Annotated in this window: 16 protein-coding genes; 7 read left to right on the top strand and 9 right to left on the bottom strand. The window is 34.3% G+C overall.

Annotated elements, in window-relative coordinates; translation table 11 throughout:
• Nucleotides 1–135 precede the first annotated feature (135 nt).
• Nucleotides 136–2,550 carry an efflux RND transporter permease subunit gene (locus tag ACNQGN_RS10595; protein WP_417987803.1) on the bottom strand — a complete coding sequence of 805 codons (2,415 nt, stop codon included), beginning with the start codon at nt 2,548–2,550 and terminating at the stop codon, nt 136–138.
• Nucleotides 2,551–2,748: 198 nt separating this feature from the next.
• Here ACNQGN_RS10595 and ACNQGN_RS10590 point away from each other — a divergent pair, with 198 nt between their 5' ends.
• From ACNQGN_RS10590 to ACNQGN_RS10570, 5 genes are all read left to right on the top strand, one after another.
• A complete protein-coding gene (locus ACNQGN_RS10590) occupies nt 2,749–5,019 on the top strand; it encodes a cation:proton antiporter domain-containing protein (RefSeq protein WP_417987802.1) in 2,271 nt (756 codons plus the stop codon).
• A gap of 1 nt (nt 5,020) precedes the next feature.
• A complete protein-coding gene (locus ACNQGN_RS10585; RefSeq protein WP_417987801.1) occupies nt 5,021–5,350 on the top strand; it encodes a DMT family transporter in 330 nt (109 codons plus the stop codon).
• A gap of 41 nt (nt 5,351–5,391) precedes the next feature.
• A complete protein-coding gene (locus tag ACNQGN_RS10580) occupies nt 5,392–6,162 on the top strand; it encodes a sensor histidine kinase (protein ID WP_417987800.1) in 771 nt (256 codons plus the stop codon).
• Complete coding sequence (locus ACNQGN_RS10575; protein ID WP_417987799.1) at nt 6,125–6,844, top strand: LytR/AlgR family response regulator transcription factor; 720 nt, start codon at nt 6,125–6,127, stop codon at nt 6,842–6,844. The genes ACNQGN_RS10580 and ACNQGN_RS10575 overlap by 38 nt, the downstream gene beginning before the upstream one ends.
• A gap of 122 nt (nt 6,845–6,966) precedes the next feature.
• Nucleotides 6,967–9,237 (top strand): cation:proton antiporter, encoded by a 2,271-nt coding sequence (locus ACNQGN_RS10570; RefSeq protein WP_417987798.1) that lies wholly within the window; start codon nt 6,967–6,969, stop codon nt 9,235–9,237.
• Between the two features lie 66 nt (nt 9,238–9,303).
• Here the strand turns inward: ACNQGN_RS10570 and ACNQGN_RS10565 are convergent, their stop codons facing one another.
• The 4 genes from ACNQGN_RS10565 to ACNQGN_RS10550 form a co-directional block, all read right to left on the bottom strand.
• On the bottom strand, nt 9,304–11,802 hold the full coding sequence (locus ACNQGN_RS10565) for a DUF5686 family protein (RefSeq protein WP_417987797.1): 2,499 nt from the start codon (nt 11,800–11,802) through the stop codon (nt 9,304–9,306).
• A gap of 115 nt (nt 11,803–11,917) precedes the next feature.
• Nucleotides 11,918–12,481, bottom strand: a complete 564-nt coding sequence (gene frr, locus ACNQGN_RS10560; protein WP_417987796.1) for a ribosome recycling factor — start codon at nt 12,479–12,481, stop codon at nt 11,918–11,920.
• 71 nt (nt 12,482–12,552) lie between these two features.
• The gene (pyrH, locus tag ACNQGN_RS10555) at nt 12,553–13,260 is read right to left on the bottom strand and encodes a UMP kinase (protein ID WP_417987795.1); all 708 of its coding nucleotides are present in this window, start codon (nt 13,258–13,260) and stop codon (nt 12,553–12,555) included.
• Between the two features lie 68 nt (nt 13,261–13,328).
• Nucleotides 13,329–14,108, bottom strand: coding sequence for a patatin-like phospholipase family protein (locus ACNQGN_RS10550; protein ID WP_417987794.1), 780 nt, complete (start codon nt 14,106–14,108; stop codon nt 13,329–13,331).
• 105 nt (nt 14,109–14,213) lie between these two features.
• On the opposite strand from ACNQGN_RS10550, the gene ACNQGN_RS10545 reads away from it, so the two are divergent.
• Complete coding sequence (locus tag ACNQGN_RS10545) at nt 14,214–14,816, top strand: thioredoxin family protein (RefSeq protein WP_417987793.1); 603 nt, start codon at nt 14,214–14,216, stop codon at nt 14,814–14,816.
• Between the two features lie 370 nt (nt 14,817–15,186).
• Here the strand turns inward: ACNQGN_RS10545 and truB are convergent, their stop codons facing one another.
• Genes truB through ACNQGN_RS10525 form a run of 4 tightly spaced genes read right to left on the bottom strand, consistent with a single transcriptional unit; the run spans nt 15,187 to nt 17,881 of the window.
• A complete protein-coding gene (gene truB / locus ACNQGN_RS10540; RefSeq protein ID WP_417987792.1) occupies nt 15,187–15,885 on the bottom strand; it encodes a tRNA pseudouridine(55) synthase TruB in 699 nt (232 codons plus the stop codon).
• Nucleotides 15,886–15,891: 6 nt separating this feature from the next.
• Nucleotides 15,892–16,713, bottom strand: a complete 822-nt coding sequence (locus ACNQGN_RS10535; RefSeq protein ID WP_417987791.1) for an undecaprenyl-diphosphate phosphatase — start codon at nt 16,711–16,713, stop codon at nt 15,892–15,894.
• Entirely contained in the window at nt 16,714–16,956 is a 243-nt protein-coding gene (locus tag ACNQGN_RS10530; protein ID WP_417987790.1) for a DUF3098 domain-containing protein, read from the bottom strand.
• Nucleotides 16,957–17,005: 49 nt separating this feature from the next.
• Entirely contained in the window at nt 17,006–17,881 is an 876-nt protein-coding gene (locus ACNQGN_RS10525; protein ID WP_417987789.1) for a cell division protein FtsX, read from the bottom strand.
• A gap of 170 nt (nt 17,882–18,051) precedes the next feature.
• Here ACNQGN_RS10525 and ACNQGN_RS10520 point away from each other — a divergent pair, with 170 nt between their 5' ends.
• Nucleotides 18,052–21,006 carry a leucine--tRNA ligase gene (locus ACNQGN_RS10520; RefSeq protein ID WP_417987788.1) on the top strand — a complete coding sequence of 985 codons (2,955 nt, stop codon included), beginning with the start codon at nt 18,052–18,054 and terminating at the stop codon, nt 21,004–21,006.
• The last annotated feature ends 94 nt before the right edge of the window (nt 21,007–21,100 follow it).

The raw sequence follows: 21,100 nt of genomic DNA, 5'->3' as shown, positions 1-21,100 counted from the left end.
GTAGTCGGAAGTAGCGCAATGGAAAGATTTGACTCCTTGCTAAAGAATTACGCAATTATAGTAGTACAGCTCCTTTGTTTTTTTTTACACAAAGACAGCAACGGATAGCGAGAAAAAGTTTCGAAAAATAAAATGCTATTTTTTCTTTAAAGCATCAATCTCCTCATCACTTGGTTCAATGATGTCAATTTTTGGCTCGATGAAATCCTGTTCGTTTGCCAATGTTTTATTCAAGGTCAGCACCAAAGCAGGAAGCAACATTAAATTTGACAGCATTCCAAATAATAAAGTCAACGAGATCAATCCGCCAAGAGCGATTGTTCCTCCAAAACTGGACAGCATAAATACAGAAAAACCAAAGAATAATACGATGGAAGTATAAAACATACTTAAACCGGCATCCGTAAATGTAGCGTAAACGGATTTGCGTATTTTCCATTTATTTTTCTTTAATTCTTCGCGGTATTGTGACAAGAATCGGACCGTGTCATCAACCGAAAGCCCAAATGCGATACCGAAAACCAATATTGTTGACGGTTTCAACGGAATGTCCAGAAAGCCCATAATCCCGGCGGTTAACATTAATGGTAATAGATTCGGGATAATGGAAACCAGAACCATTTTTAAGGAACGGAACATAAAAGCGACCAAAAGTGCTGTCAGGAAAAAGGCAAAAAGCAGAGAAGAAAGTAAATTGTCCAGTAGGTAGCCGGTTCCTTTTTGGAAAACCAGTGCTTTTCCCGTAATGGTAACCTTATACTGGTCTGAAGGGAAAATTTTATCGGCTTTTTTGCGAATCTCAGCTTCAATTTTGGCAATATTGTCCCCGCTTTCATCGCGCATAAAAGTGGTAATCCGCGCATATTGTCCTGTCGCATCCACGTAGCTTTTCATTAAATTGTCTTTCGAATTTTTAGTGGCATTTTTTGCATACGACAATATAAACGATTGTTCTTGTGAGGTCGGCAGTTCATAATATTCTGGATTTCCATTATAATATGCTTGCTTAGAATATTTAACTAAATTGACAATTGAAATGGGTTTTGACAGTTCCGGAATTTCGTCAATGGTTTCTTCTAGTTCTTCCATTCGCCTAAGCGTGGACAATTTCATGACTCCTTTTTTACGTTTGGTGTCAATCATTATTTCCAGGGGCATAACGCCATCAAATTCTTTTTCGAAGAAAACAATATCTTCAAAAAACGCCTCTTTTTTGGGCATGTCTTCAATTAAGCTACCCGAAATGCGCATTTTGTAAATGCCAATAATGCTAATTACCAAAAGGATAACTGCAACCACGTATATCGAAAATCTATTATATTTTACGTTTCTCAGAATCCAATCCATAAAAACCTTAACGTAATTTCGATCTAAATGCTCAATATGTCTGTCTTTTGGAGGTGGGATGTAACTATGAAAAATAGGGATAACAATAATGCACAAAAAGAAAAGTGCCATGATATTTATCGAGGTTACGACACCGAATTCTAATAATAATTGATTATTTGAGGCAATAAATGTAGCAAAACCAATGGCTGTAGTAAGGTTAGTCATCAGTGTTGCCATTCCTACTTTAGTAGTAACACGTTGGAGAGCTTTGACTTTATTTCGATGGACTTTGTACTCCTGATGGTATTTATTGGTTAGGAAAATACAATTTGGAATCCCGATAACGATGATTAGAGAAGGAACCAGAGCAGTTAAAACTGTGATTTCGTAATTTAATAATCCTAAAAATCCAAACGACCACATGACACCAATGATTACAATAATCATTGAAATTAAGGTCGCTCTAAAACTTCTGAAAAAGAAAAAGAATAGCAATGAGGTAACCAATAATGAAGCTCCAATAAAAATTCCTATTTCGTTTAATATCGTTTGTGCATTTAGTGTTCTTATGTATGGCATTCCAGAAACACGAAGATCAATTCCGGTTTCTTTTTCAAATGTTTCTACTGCAGGAACTAATTTGCCGAGAATAAATTCTTTTCGCTCAGCAGTGTTTACAATTTTTTTGTCCAGGTAAACTGCGGAACGAATACTTCCCGATCTTTTATTGAAAAGTAATCCTTCGTAAAAAGGTAAATCGTTGAAAAGTTCTCTTTTTATTTTCTGGAGATAGACTTTGTCAACAGTTTTGGTTTGATCAACAAAAGGAACCAATTCGAAGGTTTGGAGCGAATCGTTTTTCTGTAATTTCTTTAAGTCGTTTAAGGAAATAACCAAATCAACCGCCTTGTCTTCTTTAAGGCTGTTCATTAGTTTACTCCAGGAAACGTAGGCTTTTGGAGTAAAAATAGCATTGTCTTTTACGCCTAGGATGACTAGATTTCCTTCTTCGCCAAATTTATTCAAAAAGGCATTGTATTCTATATTTACAATATTGTCGTCCGGTAATAAGTTGGCTTCAGTAAAAGTGAAATGGATATTCTTCCATTGCATCGCTAAAAGGGCTGTTATCGCTACAATAACGGATAACATTAAAATTCTATTTCTAAGGACAACTCGAGCTATTAATTCCCAAAATCCTAAACTAAACCATTTAATCATAAAACATATTTAACGGCGGTAAAGGTAGTCAAAACCGCCTTAAATCATTTGTTTTAAATAAAACTTTTTGGGGTGTTATCCGTTCAATTCTGGAGGTTTTTTATTTTATAATATATTAATTTTATGGGATATAAATTATACATTTGAATTTCTCATCTTTGTTTATTTAAAGACAGGAAAGTCCACAGAAAATTATATATGAAGAATTATAAAAACACAATATTTTATTTAGGTGTAACAGGTGGTTTTACCGCATTAATATATTGGATTATAAGTAGGGGAGAAAAATTAGAAGCAAGTGAAACTATTGTAATGCGTGCCAGTAGAAATGGTTCGTGGAATGATTTTATAGCTTCGATGCAACACAATTTTCAGGACCCGCTGGCTATTCTTTTAGCGCAAATTATTACGATAATCCTTGTGGCTCGTTTTTTTGGTTGGGTTTTCAAAAAAATAGGGCAGCCATCCGTTATAGGAGAGATTATTGCAGGGATTGTTCTTGGACCCTCTTTATTGGGAATGTATTTTCCGGAATTTTCAAGCGCTTTGTTTCCCGTAGAATCATTAGGAAATTTAAAGTTTTTAAGTCAAATAGGATTGATTCTTTTTATGTTTGTCATAGGAATGGAACTCGATATTAAAGTGTTGAAAAATAAAGCTAATGAAGCGGTGGTGATAAGTCATGCGAGTATTGTCATTCCATTTGCCCTCGGAATTGGATTAGCCTATTTTGTTTACAATCGATTTGCTCCTGAAGGAGTGAAGTTCCTTGCTTTTAGTTTGTTTATGGGAATTGCACTAAGCATAACTGCATTTCCTGTTTTGGCAAGAATCGTTCAGGAAAGAGGGATTCATAAAACGAAACTAGGAGCTATTGTTATTACGTGTGCAGCTGCCGATGATATTACCGCCTGGTGTATTTTAGCTGTCGTAATCGCGATTGTAAAAGCGGGAACTTTTGTTAGTTCCTTATACATTATTTTGCTGGCTTTAATTTATGTTGCGGCCATGATTTTTATTGTAAAACCATTCTTGAAAAGAATAGGGGATTTATATGGCTCTAAAGACAGTATAGTAAAACCTGTCGTGGCGATTTTTTTTCTGGTACTTATTCTTTCGTCTTATGCTACTGAAGTGATTGGTATACATGCGTTGTTCGGTGCTTTTATGGCTGGAGCTATTATGCCCGATGTTCCAAAATTTAGAACAATATTCATAGAAAAGGTAGAGGACGTTGCGTTGATTCTTTTACTGCCTTTGTTTTTTGTGTTTACCGGTTTAAAAACCGAAATAGGCCTTATCAATGATCCGTATTTATGGAAAGTTACCGGTTTTATTATTTTGGTTGCGGTAGTAGGAAAATTTTTAGGAAGCGCATTAGCCGCTAAATTTGTAGGTCAAAGTTGGCGGGACAGTTTGACTATTGGTGCTTTGATGAACACGCGTGGTTTAATGGAGTTGATCGTGTTGAATATTGGGTTAGAGCTTAAAGTTTTGACTCCTGAGGTTTTTACAATGATGGTTATCATGGCATTAGTAACAACTTTTATGACAGGGCCAGCATTGGATTTAATCAATTATGTATTCAAAACTAAAGATGGTGTCGAAATTTTAGAACAAGCAAACCATAAAAAATACCGAATTTTAATTTCGTTTGGCAATAACGAAAAAGGGAAATCTCTGTTGCGAATGGCTAACAGTTTTATAAAGAAACAAAAAGCAAAATCTAGTATAACAGTAATGCATTTGTCATTAAGTGATGAGGTGCATACGTTCAATATGGAAGATAAAGAAAAGAATAGTTTTTATCCAATTGTCGAAGAATCGCAACTGTTGAATCAAGATATTACCACTATTTTTAAAGCGACCCTTGATATTGAAACCGAAATTGCTGATGTCGCTAATCAGGGCGATTACGATTTATTGTTGATAGGCTTAGGGAAATCTATTTTTGAAGGGACAATTCTCGGAAAAGTGATTGGTTTTACAACAAGGATAATTAACCCGGATCGATTGATTGATAAATTTACTGGAAAAGAAGGATTATTCGAAAATTCCCCTTTTGATGAAAGAACCAGACAGATTATTTCTAAAACTAAAATGCCAATTGGGATTTTGATTGACAAAGAATTGCAAAATGTTAATCAGGTTTTTATTCCGATTTTTAGCGCTGAGGATTCATTTTTGATTGATTATGTTCAAAAATTAATTTACAACAACAATTCTAAAGTTATCATTTTGGATGTAAACGGATATGTAGAAAGTAATTTTGTCTTGAAAAGTGCTATAGATTCTTTAGAACAAAAATATCCGAATAACATTGGTTTGGTTACGGATAAAACAATTAAAAAAGAATTTTTAGCCAAACAGGATTTAATGTTAATTAGTCTCGAAAGTTGGAAAGAACTCGTGGATTCTAGAAGTGTTTGGTTGAGTGGAGTTCCTTCAGTTTTAATTTTAAAGCACTAATATGAACTGGGTTTTATTGATTATCGGTGGACTTTTTGAAGTCGGTTTCGCAACTTGTTTGGGTAAAGCCAAGGAAAGTTCAGGTGCTACAGCAACATTGTGGTTGGGCGGATTTTTAATTTGTTTAACAATAAGTATGTTGTTGCTTTATAAAGCTACACAAACATTGCCAATAGGAACGGCTTATGCAGTCTGGACAGGAATTGGCGCAGTGGGAACAGTTCTGGTTGGAATTTTTGTCTTTAAAGAGCCGGCTGATTTTTGGAGAATTTTCTTTATCACTACTTTAATCAGTTCGATTATTGGGCTCAAATTTGTGTCGAGTCATTAAATATCAAATTGTTTTTTTTAAAGTAGTTTTAAACCTGAAAGATGAATAGAATTCAAGAAAATAATGGTGTGATTTATATGTTTCTTACGATTATCATGATACTGATAATACTGCTTTGCTATCTTGTTTATCGTGTAATTCAATCGGGAAAAGCGAAAGAAAGAGCAGAAGAAAAGTTTCGTTTTCTTGAATTGAAAGTAAATAAGTTACAGTTGGAAACATTGGAATCCAAACTCAATCCCCACCTTTTTAAAAATATTCTCAATTCAATTCAGTCACATGCATATCAGACCTATTTTGCCTTAGATAAATTGGCGAATGTGCTGGATTATATTTTATATGAAAGTCAAAAAAAATTGGTTTCCCCAAAAGAAGAAATCGAGTTTGCATTGAATCTTATAGAAATCAATAAAATTAAAGTTAGTCCGCTTTTTGAATTGAAAGTAAAAACTAAAATCAGTGAAGGTGAAATACTCTATGAACAACGTCTTTTAGCACCTTTAATTTCGATTGATTTAATAGAAAATGCGTTTAAACATGCTGATTTGCAAAGCGCAGATGCCTTTATTTCGGTTTTATTTGAATTCAAAGACAATTGTTTTTATTTGACCGTTTCAAATAAAATATCAGATAAAAAGACATTGAAAAAAGAACGAGGTGGCATTGGGGCTGCCACGTTGGAGCAAAGGTTGAAAATTATATACAAAAATCAGTTTAAACTCGATAAATTTGTAGAGAATGACATTTATATTGCGCACCTAAAAATAAATCTTCTTGAATACAAAACTCAAATGCTTGCTGCTGGACGATGAATTGCCAGGATTGACCTATCTGAAAATGCTATGCGAGCAAATTCCAGAAATAGAAATTGTAAAAGTATTTAATGATCCAGAAAAATTACTGGCCGAAATTCCGAAACTCGATTTTGATTTGTGTATTTCAGATATTGAAATGCCCGGAATTGATGGTTTGACTCTTGCGGGTTTACTACAGAATAAACTAGTCATTTTTGCCACTGCCTATAAAAATTATGCTGCCCAAGCATTTGATATTGATGCGGTTGATTACATTCTAAAACCGGTTACAAAGGAGCGTTTACAAAAAGCAGTTGCAAAGGCTTTAGAACGATTTGATAAACCTTCGAATATTAAAAAATATATTCATTTAAATACTGATAAAGGAAAGGCATTGTTGTATTTTCATCTGATTGTATACATCAAGACTGCAACGACTGACAGTAGAGATAAAGAAGTGTTTCTTGTTGGTGGCAGCTCGCTGATTTTAAAAAATATTAACTTTGATTCGCTTTTAAGTCAGCTGCCAAAGGCTGATTTTTGTAGAGTGAATAAAAGGGAAATTATTGCGATTACCGCTGTTAAGTTTTTCAATCATAATGAAATTACGCTGAACCATCACGATCAAAACGGAAAAGTCACCACATTAATTTTAAGAGAAACCTATCGTTCTGATTTTTTAATAAAAGTCAAAATCTAACTTATTACAAAGTTTTCCAATCTTGTTACATACGGCAGAAATTACTCTGTATTTCTTTTTATTTCTCAAAAATCGCTTCCCATATTTGCATCGTAAAAGAAGGTAATTTAAAAAAGAGTTGTATGCGAAGTATTAGAAATTCGTTTTTTTATTTGATAATTATTGGTGGATCTTCCGCCTTGATGTATTGGATTATTCTGAAAGGGAAAGTGTTGGAGAAAGGACGAAATATTGTTTCTCATCATATAGAAAATGGACATTGGAATGATTTTCTAACGTCGATGAATCACAATTTGCAACATCCGTTAGCCATTCTTCTGGTCCAAATCATCACTATTATTTTTGTGGCTCGATTTTTTGGATGGGTTTGCAGAAGAATTGGCCAGCCAACAGTAATAGGGGAGATGATAGCGGGGATTGTTTTAGGCCCTTCTTTAATCGGCATGTACTTTCCTGAATTTTCGGCAATGTTGTTTCCAAAAGATTCGCTAGGCAACTTGCAGTTTTTGAGTCAAATTGGATTAATCCTTTTTATGTATGTTATTGGGATGGAATTGGATTTAAAAGTGCTTAAGAATAAAGCACATGATGCTGTTGTTATCAGTCATGCCAGTATTATTATTCCGTTTACTTTAGGTTTAGGACTTGCCTATTTTATTTACCATTCTTTTGCTCCTCCAGGTGTTGAATTCCTGTCTTTTGGATTGTTTTTGGGGATTGCTATGAGTATTACTGCATTTCCGGTTTTGGCTGGTATAGTTCGTGAACGAGGAATTCATAAAACTAAGTTAGGAGCAATTGTAATTACATGTGCCGCCGCCGATGACATCACGGCATGGTGTATTCTGGCAGCAGTAATTGCTATTGTAAAAGCAGGATCTTTCATGAGTTCTTTGTATGTTATTGCACTAGCTATACTGTATGTAATTGTGATGTTAAAAGTGGTTAGGCCTTTTCTAAAAAGAGTTGGTGATTTGAATTCCACAAGAGAAAGTCTCAATAAACCGGTTGTTGCGATTTTTTTTCTGACATTGCTATTGTCTTCTTACGCATCTGAGCTGATAGGGATTCATGCTTTGTTTGGGGCATTTTTGGCTGGAGCAATTATGCCGGAAAACAATAAATTTCGTACTATTTTTATCGAAAAAGTGGAAGATGTTTCAGTTGTAATCCTACTTCCTTTGTTTTTTGTTTTTACAGGTCTAAGAACCCAAATAGGGTTAATTGACGACATTTATTTATGGAAAATTACCGGATTGATTATTTTGGTTGCAGTAGTCGGTAAGTTTTTTGGCAGTGCACTTGCGGCAAAGTTCGTTGGACATAGCTGGAAGGACAGTCTGTCTATAGGTACATTAATGAATACAAGAGGTCTGATGGAATTAGTGGTGCTGAATATTGGATATGATTTAGGTGTTTTGTCAACCCAAATTTTCACGATGATGGTTATTATGGCATTGGCAACCACTTTTATGACCGGCCCGGCTTTGGATTTAATTAATTATATTTTTAAAACTAAAAGCAGTAGTGTCCCAGAAGAGATAAGTAATAGAAGTAAATATAAAATTCTAATTTCTTTTGCCACTGCAGACAAAGGGAAAACGTTGCTAAAAGTGGCTAATAGCTTAGTTAAAAAACAAAGTGGGAATACGATCGTTACCGCAATGCATTTGTCACTAAGTTCAGAGTTACATTCCTTTGATATCAAAGATTACGAAAGAGAAATATTTTTACCGGTTATTTCGGAATCGGAAAATTTAAATCAAAAAATCATCACCCTTTTTAAAGCATCAAATGACATTGATTCTGATATAGCTGATACGGCTAATCATGGTGAGTATGATTTGTTATTAGTTGGTTTGGGGCAATCTATATTTGAAGGAACATTACTGGGTAAAGTACTTGGTTTTACAACAAGAATCATTAATCCGGATCGCTTAATTGATAAATTTACAGGGAAAGAAGGCCTGTTTGAAAATTCTCCTTTTGATGAAAGAACAAGGCAAATTATTGCTAAAAGTAAAATGCCAGTTGGGATTCTGGTCGACAAAGAATTAGAAGAAATTAATCAGGTTTTCATACCAATTTTTAGTGAGGAGGATGCTTTTTTGATTCAATTTGCTCAAAAATTGATACACAATAATGGCTCTCAAATTACAGTTTTGGATGCTGTTGGTCATATAAGAAGCAACCGAGAAATTCAAGAGGGGATCCGTTCCATAGAACAAGTAGCACCTAATCACATTATGATGATGCAGGACAGAACAATAAAAAAAGAGTTTTTAGAGCATCAGGATTTGATGATCATTAGTTTGGAAAGTTGGAAAAAACTACTTGATTCCCATAGTATTTGGCTCAATAATACACCGTCGGTATTAATTATTAAGCCATAAGAATATTCAACTGATACAAACTAAAGTCTGATAACTGTATAAAAATCTGGAGAAATTTGTTTTAGTTTAAAGCCCTAAATTGAGTACATAACTTATTTTAACAGCTATGTTATCTTCAAATTTAGGAAGTTGATTGGGGCCATAACGATAAAATCCGCTTAATCCCAGACCTTTATAAATTTGATTGAGTTCAATTCCGGATTCAAAATAACCTTCGTTCAGCGTTTTGTAATCCAATCCAATGTGTTGTTCCGGTTTTTGTAAATTTCCCCAAGCCATTCTGGAGACAAGAATCAAGGAAGGTTTTATTTTTTTGAATAAGGTCACTCGACTAAAACCATGTTTGAACTGAAAAAATGCATATTCACTGGAAAAAAACTCATTAAAAAACATCGTTTCAAAGCTATTTTTGCCCGAAAAAGTCATTCTCTGAATAATGGTTTCTTTAGTAATATTATTTGGAGAAGTATTGTACAAGTGGGTTAACGGAACATCGCCAAAAGCATATCCTGCTTCAAAAAGCAGGCTTGTTTTTTGACCGTTCAAATATTTTTTTTCATACTCCGTTTTGAAATCTATTTTGCTAAACTCAAAATCATTTTTCCATATTTTCGGCAAGGATTGAGTGTATTGAAACGTAAATTTTGGAAAACGTTTTTCTACTTCGATTCTTCCTGTGGGGGTTTGCATATAATCGCTGAATGGATTCCAACGTAAAGAAATCATGGCCGTTGTCATAATGTAATTGGAATAAAGCTTTCCGTTCACGTTATATATATAATCGAATTTGGGTTCAACATAAGTACGGGAAAGTTCCCAGATACTTTCAGTTTTTGGGATTATTTTCGTTTCTAGAAATGTTTTCCAACTCACATAATTATAAAATGTACTTATGTTTATGGGTCTTGGGTCATAAATTTTAAAAGCTTTTTTATCAATAGCAAACACGGTACTTGCAATTTCTCGAACGTCATCAGTATAGGAAACTCCAATCCAGGAATTCGAAAATTTGCCTACTCGTGTGGCCATTCCCAAATTATATTTGAAATTCCCATCTTTTGTCCCATAAGCAGAGTAGCCTTCGATTCTAAATTTCTTTGAAAATTGTTCATTCGTGACTCCGCCAATTCCCAATCGAAATCCTTCATAATTGTTGTAGCTAAATAATTTACGTAAGTCTAAATCAAATTTTCCCAGGGGTAAATATCCATTGATGATTTTTCTGCCGAAACGGATGCGGCTTTCAATTCGTTTTTTGGAAGAAATGCTATCAAGAGCCAAATATGTTTTTTGGACTCGATTGTCTAAACTGTATTTTCTATAGGAATTCCAAAAACTTTCGGGTTTGTTAATCGCATCATCATTGATTTCGATCGCAACAGCTGATTTTTTAATTTGAACAGGGATATTGTAATGAATATCGAAGTTGTTGCTTTGTGAAAGCAGATACGTGTAATCAGATGCTTCCTTTTTTCTTTTTTTGAAATCCTTTTCCACATCACCATCAAATTGAATGGTTCCGCCAAGTATTTTTATATCATCATCATTTTTGCCTTTTACAATTTTAAAAGTTTTATCCGATGGAAACCATAAATCTTCAGTAGAAATGTACTTAAAATCATGTATTCCACTAATGTCAAGGACTCCTTTTATTCGCATGATCGCTTTAGCTACAGCAAAATTATTTTTGTCAATATAAAGTACTCCTTCTAGTCCGGATGATTTTCTTTTCTTTTTGTTTTTAAAATAAATCATATAGGTGTTTCTTCCCTCTATAGGTAAAGAATCCAGTAGTTTATAATTGTAATCTTGTAGTGCATCATTGGCAATAGGGCTATTGTATTTGGTTTCAAAAAGCTCGTATCGGGAATCATAAACAGAAAATGACTGTAAGTTAAAAGCGATGATTTCATAAACAGGTTGTTTGAAACCGGCCATTTTTGTACCCAATATTGTTTCTTTTAATTTAGTATTATTGAATTGATATTGCGATACCTTTTCTGTTTGAAACAGATGCTGTTGTTTTATGATTTCTTTAAATTTATAGTCAGAAGAGTCGATTTTAGTGAATATTGTCCCGAAGGATTTTTTGACAAAAATAGAATCAATTCTTCCGTCAATAGAGTCAGAATTAGCAGTTACAATAAGCTTGTTGTACGATTTAAACTCAAAACTAGTTAGCTTTTTTTGTGGGTTATTGTTGTTTTTGGTTTCAATTACCTTTCTTATAATTGCCAAAGCCTGGTTTTCATTTGGAACAATAACTTCATTCAAATCATTTGTTCTTTGGGAAAGCACCACCAGGTAAAAATTTTTATCTTTTTCAACGGAAACGCTAGATCTGTTATAACCAATATACGAAACATCGAAGGTTGAAATAACGATTGTAGATAAAATACTAAATTTGCCGTCAACATCTGATATTATGTTTATTCCATTATTTGTGGTAATCGTTGCAAAAGGGAGTGGTTTATTGGTTGCAGATTCTTTTATAATTCCATTTATCTGAAATTGCGCATGAAGCGAAAGCGTTAAAAAAAAGAACAACAAACATAATTGCTTCATAAATACGGTTTATTACAAAACGGGTACGGTCTCATTTTGTTGCGGCAAAAATAAGAATAAAAAATCCGCTTCGTTATTTTGACGAAGCGGATTTTTGATATTGATTTATGGAAACTTAAACCTTCATGATTTCAGCTTCTTTTTGAACCAGAAGTTCATCTATTTTCTTGATATAACTATTGGTTAAGTTTTGAACATCTTCTTCAGCACTTTTACAAATGTCCTCGGATGTTCCTTCTTTTTCTAGTTTTTTAATATCTGAATTGGCATCTTTTCTGGCATTTCGAATACCAACTTTAGCATCTTCTGCTTCTACTTTGGCCTGTTTGGCAAGTTCACGTCTTCTTTCCTCAGTTAATGCAGGAACACTTATGATAATTACATCACCGTTGTTCATTGGATTAAAACCAATGTTTGCAACCATAATTGCTTTTTCAATTACATGTAGCATATTTTTTTCAAAAGGCTGTAATGTAATTGTTCTTGCGTCAGGAACGCTAATTTTTGACACTTGTGAAAGCGGTGTAGCTGAGCCATAATAATCTACAAAAACACTTCCTAGCATTGCTGGTGATGCTTTTCCTGCGCGAATATTCAAAAATTCTTTTTCTAAATGCGCAATAGAACCTGTCATAGATTCTTTAGTGCTATCTAATATAAATTCAATTTCTTCAGTCATAATCTTGATTGTTTGATTGTTAGATTCTTAGCTTTTGGTTATTTAAAAGGCTAACAATCTAATTTGTCTTTTTATATATTTACTACAGTTCCTATATTTTCTCCGTCGCAAATTTTCAACAGATTACCTACTTTATTCATGTCAAAAACTACAATTGGTAATTTATTTTCCTGGCTCAAGGTAAATGCAGTTGTATCCATTACATTCAATCCTTTTCTAAGAACGTCGTCAAAGGAGATAAAATCGAATTTTATTGCTGATGCGTTTTTTTCCGGATCACAATCATATACACCATCAACGCGAGTTCCTTTCAGAATTACATCGGCGTTGATTTCCACACCACGTAAAACGGCAGCTGTATCCGTTGTGAAATAAGGATTTCCAGTTCCTGCACCAAAAATTACGATTCTACCTTTTTCAAGATGACGAACCGCTCTTCTTTTAATATAAGGTTCCGCTATAGACTCCATTTTTAAGGCAGTCTGTAAACGTGTTTTCATTCCTTTGTCTTCTAATGCTCCTTGCAATGCCATTCCGTTAATAACAGTGGCAAGCATTCCCATATAATCGCCTTGTACTCTGTCCATACCTGCACTTGCTCCGGCTACACCTCTAAAAATATTTCCACCACCAATAACGATAGCAATTTCTACTCCTTTTGCATGAATTTGCTTGATTTCATCGGCATATTCAGCTAGTCTTTTTGGGTCAATTCCGTATTGCAAGTCGCCCATTAAAGCTTCGCCACTTAGTTTTAGAAGAATTCTTTTGTATTTCATTTTTGTATTGAGTTGATTGGTGCAAATATAGACATATTCTGTTTTTTAAAAAAAGTGTTGCTTAAATTTTATAAATTAAGTTTTTCGTAGGATTTTTTTGCGGCTTCATAGCCAATGTTGAATACTGCGTCCATCTTTATTTTGCTGGTTTCAAAAGTACTGTAAAGACACAAATCTTTTGGTTCTATGACCCAATCACAAATATTGAATTTATGCATATTTGAATTCGCCGAAAGGATGTCAAAAGCTCGTGTAGTAACTGCTTTAATGGAACTTAGGTCTTTGGCTTCAATTTTTTGAATCGGACTCACATAAACTCCGATAATGGTGTCGCATTGTCCTTGTAGAATGTCGGTTGGAAAATGATTTAATATGCCACCGTCACTGTATAGTTTTCCTTTAATTTCAAAGGGTGACAAAATTCCCGGAAATGCTGAAGAGGCTAAAATGGCATCAATGATTTTTGTTTCAGGCCCAAATATTTTTAGTTTTCCTCTAATCATATCCGTTGCTGTAATTTGAATTGGGATTTTTAGGTCTCCCAATTCCGCATTTTGAAAAATAGTATAAAAATAACTTTTAAAATATTCGGAATCGATTAGGCCCGCTTTCTTGAAAGTAAAATGTTTCCAATGAAAAAGGTATATGGACTTAAAAAATTCCAGGATTTCTTCAGGTGTTTTTCCCCATGCGTACAATGCACCAACAATTGATCCGGCACTTGTTCCGGCCATTCGAGTAGGATAAATGTTTTTTTCTTCTAAAAATTTAATGGCCCCGGCGTGCGCTAAACCTTTAGAGCCTCCGCCAGAAAGTACCAGCCCTATCGATTTTGTTTTTAAATCCATCTTTGCTATTTGTTATAAAATTACTCTTTTTGCGGAATTCAAAGTGATATATGTCATATTTATAGCTTGATTTTATGGTAACTTTGTGAAAATAAATAATTCATTATGAAAATCCATGTAGCTAAAGCATTGTTTAAGAGTCACTCCTATTCTGAATATAGAAAACTAGTTTCAGATTTATTACTTGTAGGTAAATCAACCGGTAATGAACAATCTGAGGATTTGACACATTACAGTTCCTTGAATGAAACGCGTATGGATCGTTTGGATAAAACGATGAAAATTACGGAGGAAAATAGTCTAAAATTAAAAAATTTAGAAAAGGAATACATTTGGTTAGTGATTTCTGAGGGGTGGTGCGGAGATGCAGCGCAAGTACTACCGATTCTCAATAAAATGGCTATTGCTTCTGAAGATAAAATAGAAATGAAAATTGTTTTGCGTGATGAAAATGAGGAACTGATGGAGTTGTTTTTAACAAATAAAAAGAAAGCAATTCCTAAACTAATTGTAATTAATAAAGCAACGGGAGGTGTGCTTGGAAGTTGGGGGCCAAGACCTCAGGGCGCTACTGATTTGATTAATGCCTACAAAAAAGAATTCGGTGTAATTGATGAAACGATAAAAACCAACTTGCAATTGTGGTATTTGAAAGATAAAGGATTGGGTGTTCAGCAGGAAATACTTAATTTAATGCAAAATCTTTAATGTAAAAACCATATATTGATAAAAGTTTTTTATCAAATAGTTAAGTTTTTTTTGGGATTATTTTTTTTGTGTATTGAAAAAATAATTGTAAATTGGTGACTGCTAACCAAGTCTATCTTATTTAATTTACTTTTTTTAGGGTGTTTAATATTGTGTCACAATTTAAAAAAAAAACATCGTCATGAAAAAGCTATTTGAAAGGGTTTATGATTATTTATCGCGTTTACTGTTTGGAGGTAAAAACGTAACTCATTATTAAACCAATGGCAAAGCCAAGTAGACAAAAGAGTATGGATTAAAACTACTTTAAATTTTAGAAAAAACACATCGCAAATTCATTTAGTATTTGTCATGTGTTTTTGCTTTTTTATTATAATCGAGGTGTTAGACTTTCCTCGAATAAAGTCACGTCCATAGCCTCATTTACATCATAATCTCCAATTTTTGTTCTACGTAAAACGATTAAATGAGAACCTGAAAACATAGCTTTTCCAAAATCGTAAGCTAAAGAGCGGATATAGGTTCCTTTACTGCAAACCACTCTGAAGTCAACTTCAGGAAGTTCAATTCTAGTAATTTCAAATTCATGGATGGTCGTTTTTCTTGTGGCAATTTCTACCGTTTCTCCAGCACGGGCATGTTCGTACAAGCGTATGCCATTTTTCTTTATAGCTGAAAAAATAGGTGGTTTTTGGTCTATTTCTCCCAAAAATAGCTTCAAGGTTTCGTGTATTAAAGCTTCATTGATATGTTCTGTTGGGAAAGTTTGATCAATTTCGGTTTCTAAATCGTATGAAGGCGTAGTGGCTCCAATATAGAAAGTTCCAGTATATTCTTTGGCTTGGCCCTGCAGTTCTGTAATCCTTTTGGTAAATTTTCCGGTGCAAACCAATAGTAATCCAGTTGCCAGAGGATCCAAAGTTCCGGCATGCCCAATTTTTATTTTCTTTAGACCTAGTTTGCTTTTTAAAGCCCATTTCATTTTGTTCACGGCCTGAAATGAAGTCCAATGCAATGGTTTGTCAATGAGTAAAATTTGTCCGTTATTGAAATCTTCGGGTGTTTTCAAAGGAAGTTATTTTTGGTATGAAAAGTAAATTAATAAAAACACACCTACTATTATTCGGTACCAGCCCCAAGGTTTAAAACCATATTTTTTGATGATTTCGATAAAGAATTTAATAGCTATAATAGCAACAATAAAGGCTACAACATTTCCTATCAGGAACAGTTGTATGTTTTCGTTAGACTTTAGAATCAATTCGTAGCCTTTCATTTGTGAAGATTCATAGGTTTTCAGGAACACAGAATAACATGTTACCGCCATCATTGTAGGAACTGCTAAAAAGAAAGAAAATTCAGCCGCGGCATGTCTTGTTAATCCTTGTTGCATTCCGCCAATAATAGAAGCAGCAGAACGGCTTGTTCCCGGCATCATCGCTAAACATTGCCAAAAACCAATGGCTACGGCTTTTTTTACAGTTATATCTTCTTCTTTAATAATAGTTGGGCTTTGAAAACGACTGTCAATAAAAAGTAAAATAATTCCACCCAGAATTAATACAATGGCGATAGGAATCGGGTCTCCCAAAACAGCTTCAATTTTATCATCGAATAGTTTCCCCAGAACTAAAGCTGGAATTACCGCATAAATAAGCTTGAGATAGAAGCTGATGGCTACACTTCGGGAAGAGAAATTAAAAAATTTCTTCCAATACAAAGCAACAACCGCCAGAATGGCTCCAAATTGAATGGATACTTGAAAAAGTTTTACGAAATCGTCCTCCTGGATTCCAAAATAAGAACTGACAAAAACCATATGCGCCGTTGAAGAAATCGGAAGATATTCCGTTAATCCCTCGATAACGGCAATTAAAAATGCTTGCAATATATTCATTTACGCTTTCTTTGGATTTTTTAGAATGGCATAAACGGTAATTCCAAAACCGATTAAAACGGTAGTGGGTGCTAATCTAATTCTTCTGAAACTAAAGATGTCTTCGCTGAACACATTTGGATCATTGCTTCCTCCTCCAGACATTAGTATAAATCCCAAGCCGATTACTCCAATTCCAATTAAGAGAATTTTATAATTTATTGTATCAAAAAGGAATTCATGTTTTTGGTTGTTATCTTTCATTTAGGCTAAATTGTAATGGTGTATTTAAATCTGAAATCGTTATCTGAAATTAGTAAAGGTCGTCTGTTCTCAAATTCAAGAAACGTTGTGTGGCAAAATACGTGCTTAACCAAGTAATTAAGATACCAATTCCCAAAACAGCTAGTAAGACCAATCCAATTAAAGCTTTGTCTTCCAATATACCAAGATTAGGAAAATTTGTTTCAACGTAAATCAAAACGCCAATTAACGCGAAAACTGCGAGTCCTGCGCCAATCATCCCCAGTTTTATGCTTCGCATTACAAATGGTTTTCTGATGAAAGCTTTAGTGGCACCCACCATTTGCATGGTTTTAATTATAAATCGGTTGGAATGTATTGATAAACGCAACGAACTATTAATCAGTAGTACGGCAATGAAGGCTAAGAATCCGCTAATTATTAGAATCCACATACTTACTTTTTTGATATTATCATTGACTAAATTCACTAATTGTTTATCGTACACTATATCTGAAATCATAACGTTTTTGCGTAAACCGGCTTCAATTTTTGCAATGCTGTCTTTAATTACATAATCCCCTTTTAAGTGAATATCGTATGAATTTTGCAATGGATTCTCACCTAGAAATTCCATAAAATCCTCCCCAATAATATCGGTATGTTGTTTAGCTGCAGCTTCTTTGGTTACGTAATCATATGATTTTACAAAACGACTTGATTTTAATTCGGATCCAAAAGTCTTCAAAATACTGTCATTCGCTTCATTTTTGAAAAAAACCGTCATGGCGATATTTTCTTTGAAATCGTTGGCTAGTTTTTTAGAATTTATAATGAAAAGACCCAATATTCCTAATAAAAATAAGACTAAGAATACACTTAGTACTACTGAAAAATACGAGGAGATTAACCGGCGTTTTTGAAAATTATCAAAGGAAGAACTCATAGTTTGCTGAAATTATTGGGTAAAAATAATAAAGAATTTCTTTATTTAAAGTTAATAACGCTCAAAGTTTCAACTTTCGTACAATAAACGTAAATTTGGCACCTAAAAATAGTCATCGTGAGAAAGCCTTTGAGACTTTGTTCCTTTGCAACTTTGCAACTTTTATAAAAATGAAATACAATCCGAACGAAATAGAAGCCAAATGGCAGAAGTATTGGTTAGAAAACGCAACGTTTAAAGCCGAAAACAACTCAGCAAAACCTAAATATTACGTACTTGATATGTTTCCTTATCCATCTGGAGCGGGATTGCACGTAGGGCATCCGCTTGGATATATCGCTTCTGATGTTTATTCTAGATATAAAAGACACCAGGGTTTTAATGTTTTGCACCCGATGGGTTACGACAGTTTTGGTTTACCAGCGGAACAATACGCTATCCAGACGGGTCAACGTCCTGAGGATACAACTTCGGTGAATATTGATGGTGGTACCGATAAAGAAGGAAATAAAATTGCCGGATACAGAAAACAACTGGACAAAATTGGATTTTCATTCGATTGGAGCAGAGAAGTCCGTACTTCAAATCCGGATTATTACAAACATACCCAATGGATTTTTATCCAATTATTCAATTCTTGGTATAATAAAGACAGTGATAAAGCCGAAGATATTTCGACTTTAGTTTCCATTTTTTCAACAGATGGGAATGCGAAGGTCAATGCAGTTTGTGATGAAAATATTGAAACGTTTGCAGCAAATGTATGGAATGCTTTCACAAAAGAACAGCAGGAGAGAATTTTACTGCAATACAGATTGACCTATTTGGCTGAGACTGAAGTGAACTGGTGTCCCGGATTAGGAACGGTTTTGGCAAATGATGAAATTGTAAATGGTGTTTCCGAACGTGGCGGTTTTACTGTTGTTCGTAAAAAAATGACACAATGGAGTATGCGAATTTCAGCTTATGCAGAGCGTTTATTACAAGGGTTGAATGATATCGATTGGAGTGAAAGTATCAAAGAGAGTCAAAGAAACTGGATTGGAAAATCCGTTGGAGCAACTGTGGAATTCACTGTTCAAAATTCAGAAGCTAAAATTGCGGTTTTCACGACAAGGCCTGATACTATTTTTGGAGTTACGTTTATGACATTGGCACCAGAGCATGAATTGGTTGCACAAATCACCAGTCCGGAACAAAAAGCAGAAGTTGAGGCCTATATAGAAAAAACTGCAAAACGTTCCGAAAGAGAACGTATGGCTGATGTGAAAACCATTTCTGGAGTATTTACAGGTGCTTATGCAGAACATCCTTTCACCAAAGAACCAATTCCGGTCTGGATTGGGGATTATGTTTTGGCGGGTTACGGAACAGGCGCAGTTATGGCAGTTCCATGTGGTGATGAAAGAGATTATGCTTTCGCGAACTTCTTCAAAGGTCAAAACGGCATGCAAGAGATCAAAAATATTTTTGCAAATGTGGATATTTCGAAAGTTGCTCATGGTTCCAAAGACAATGTAATTATCGCTAATTCTGATTTTCTAAACGGAATGAGCTACAAAGAAGCGACCAAAGAAGTTATCGTGGAACTCGAGAAACTAAACCAAGGAAAAGGAAAGACGAATTACCGTTTGCGAGATGCCGTTTTCTCTCGTCAGCGGTATTGGGGAGAACCATTTCCTGTTTATTATGTGAATGGCTTACCGCAAATGATTGATGCGAAATATTTACCAATCATTTTGCCAGAAGTAGAGAAATATTTACCAACAGAAGAAGGTTTGCCACCTTTAGGAAACGCTTTAGTATGGGCTTGGGATAGCGAAACGAATACAGTTGTTAATACAGATTTAGTAGACAATGTAACAATTCATCCTCTTGAATTGAACACCATGCCAGGTTGGGCAGGAAGTTCATGGTATTGGATGCGTTATATGGATGCACAAAATGAAAACGAATTTACGAGCAAAGAAGCTTTGAAATACTGGGAAAGCGTTGACTTATACATTGGCGGAAGCGAACACGCTACAGGACATTTATTATATTCCCGTTTTTGGAACAAATTTTTGAAAGACAAAGGTTTTGCGCCAACTGAAGAGCCATTCAAAAAATTGATTAATCAGGGGATGATTTTGGGGATGAGTGCAATTTCGTATCAACTAATGTCTACTGATGACTTAACGATTTTTGTTTCAAAAGAAATTATTGATAAAGGAGACAAGTATACCAGAGATAAGATAGAAGAGTTTTACAAAAGCATAAATAAAGATTTACCGTCTCTAATCAAAATTAATATATCTTTTTCATCGATTCATACCGATGTTAGTAGTATTAATACTTCCGATGAACTTGATATAGAAAAATTTAGAAATTGGAGAGAATATTACGCTAATGCTGAATTTATTTGTGAAGAAAACGGAAAATTTATAGTCGGTCGTGAAATTGAAAAAATGTCAAAATCCAAATACAATGTCGTAACACCAGACGATATTTGTAACGAATATGGGGCGGATACGTTGCGTTTATATGAAATGTTCTTAGGACCTTTGGAACAAGCTAAACCATGGAATACAGCAGGGATATCAGGGGTTTTTGGTTTCTTAAAAAAATTGTGCCGTTTGTATTTTGATGATAATGGTTTGATTATTACCAATGACGAACCAACAAAAGATAACCTGAAATCATTACATAAGACTATCAAAAAAGTAGCGGAAGATATTGAGAGTTTCTCTTTTAATACCTCCGTAAGTCAGTTTATGATTTGTGTGAATGAATTGTCGGCTCAAAATTGTCATTCTCGTGCAATCTTGGAACCATTAGTGATTTTGATTTCTCCGTATGCACCTCATATCGCTGAGGAATTATGGTCGTTATTGGGAAACACAGGTTCGATTGCAACGGTTGATTTTCCAATATTTGATGCACAACATTTGGTAGAAAGTAATAAAGAGTATCCGGTTTCTTTTAACGGAAAAATGCGCTTCACTATGGTTTTGCCTTTGGACTTAACCAAAGAAGAAATCGAGGAAATTGTAATGAAAGATGAAAGAACAATCAAACAATTAGAAGGCAGAACACCAAATAAGGTGATTATTGTTCCAGGGAAAATTATCAATTTGGTTCAGTAAATTCTGTTATTTCACTGCATGCATCAAAATCCAAAATCCAAAATCATTTTTGGGATTTGGATTTTTTTATTTGGATTTCATGGATGCCAAATTG

Source organism: Flavobacterium rhamnosi (assembly GCF_048286515.1).
In the GTDB taxonomy this organism is placed as follows: domain Bacteria; phylum Bacteroidota; class Bacteroidia; order Flavobacteriales; family Flavobacteriaceae; genus Flavobacterium.
This window is presented reverse-complemented; position numbering and strand designations above follow the sequence as displayed.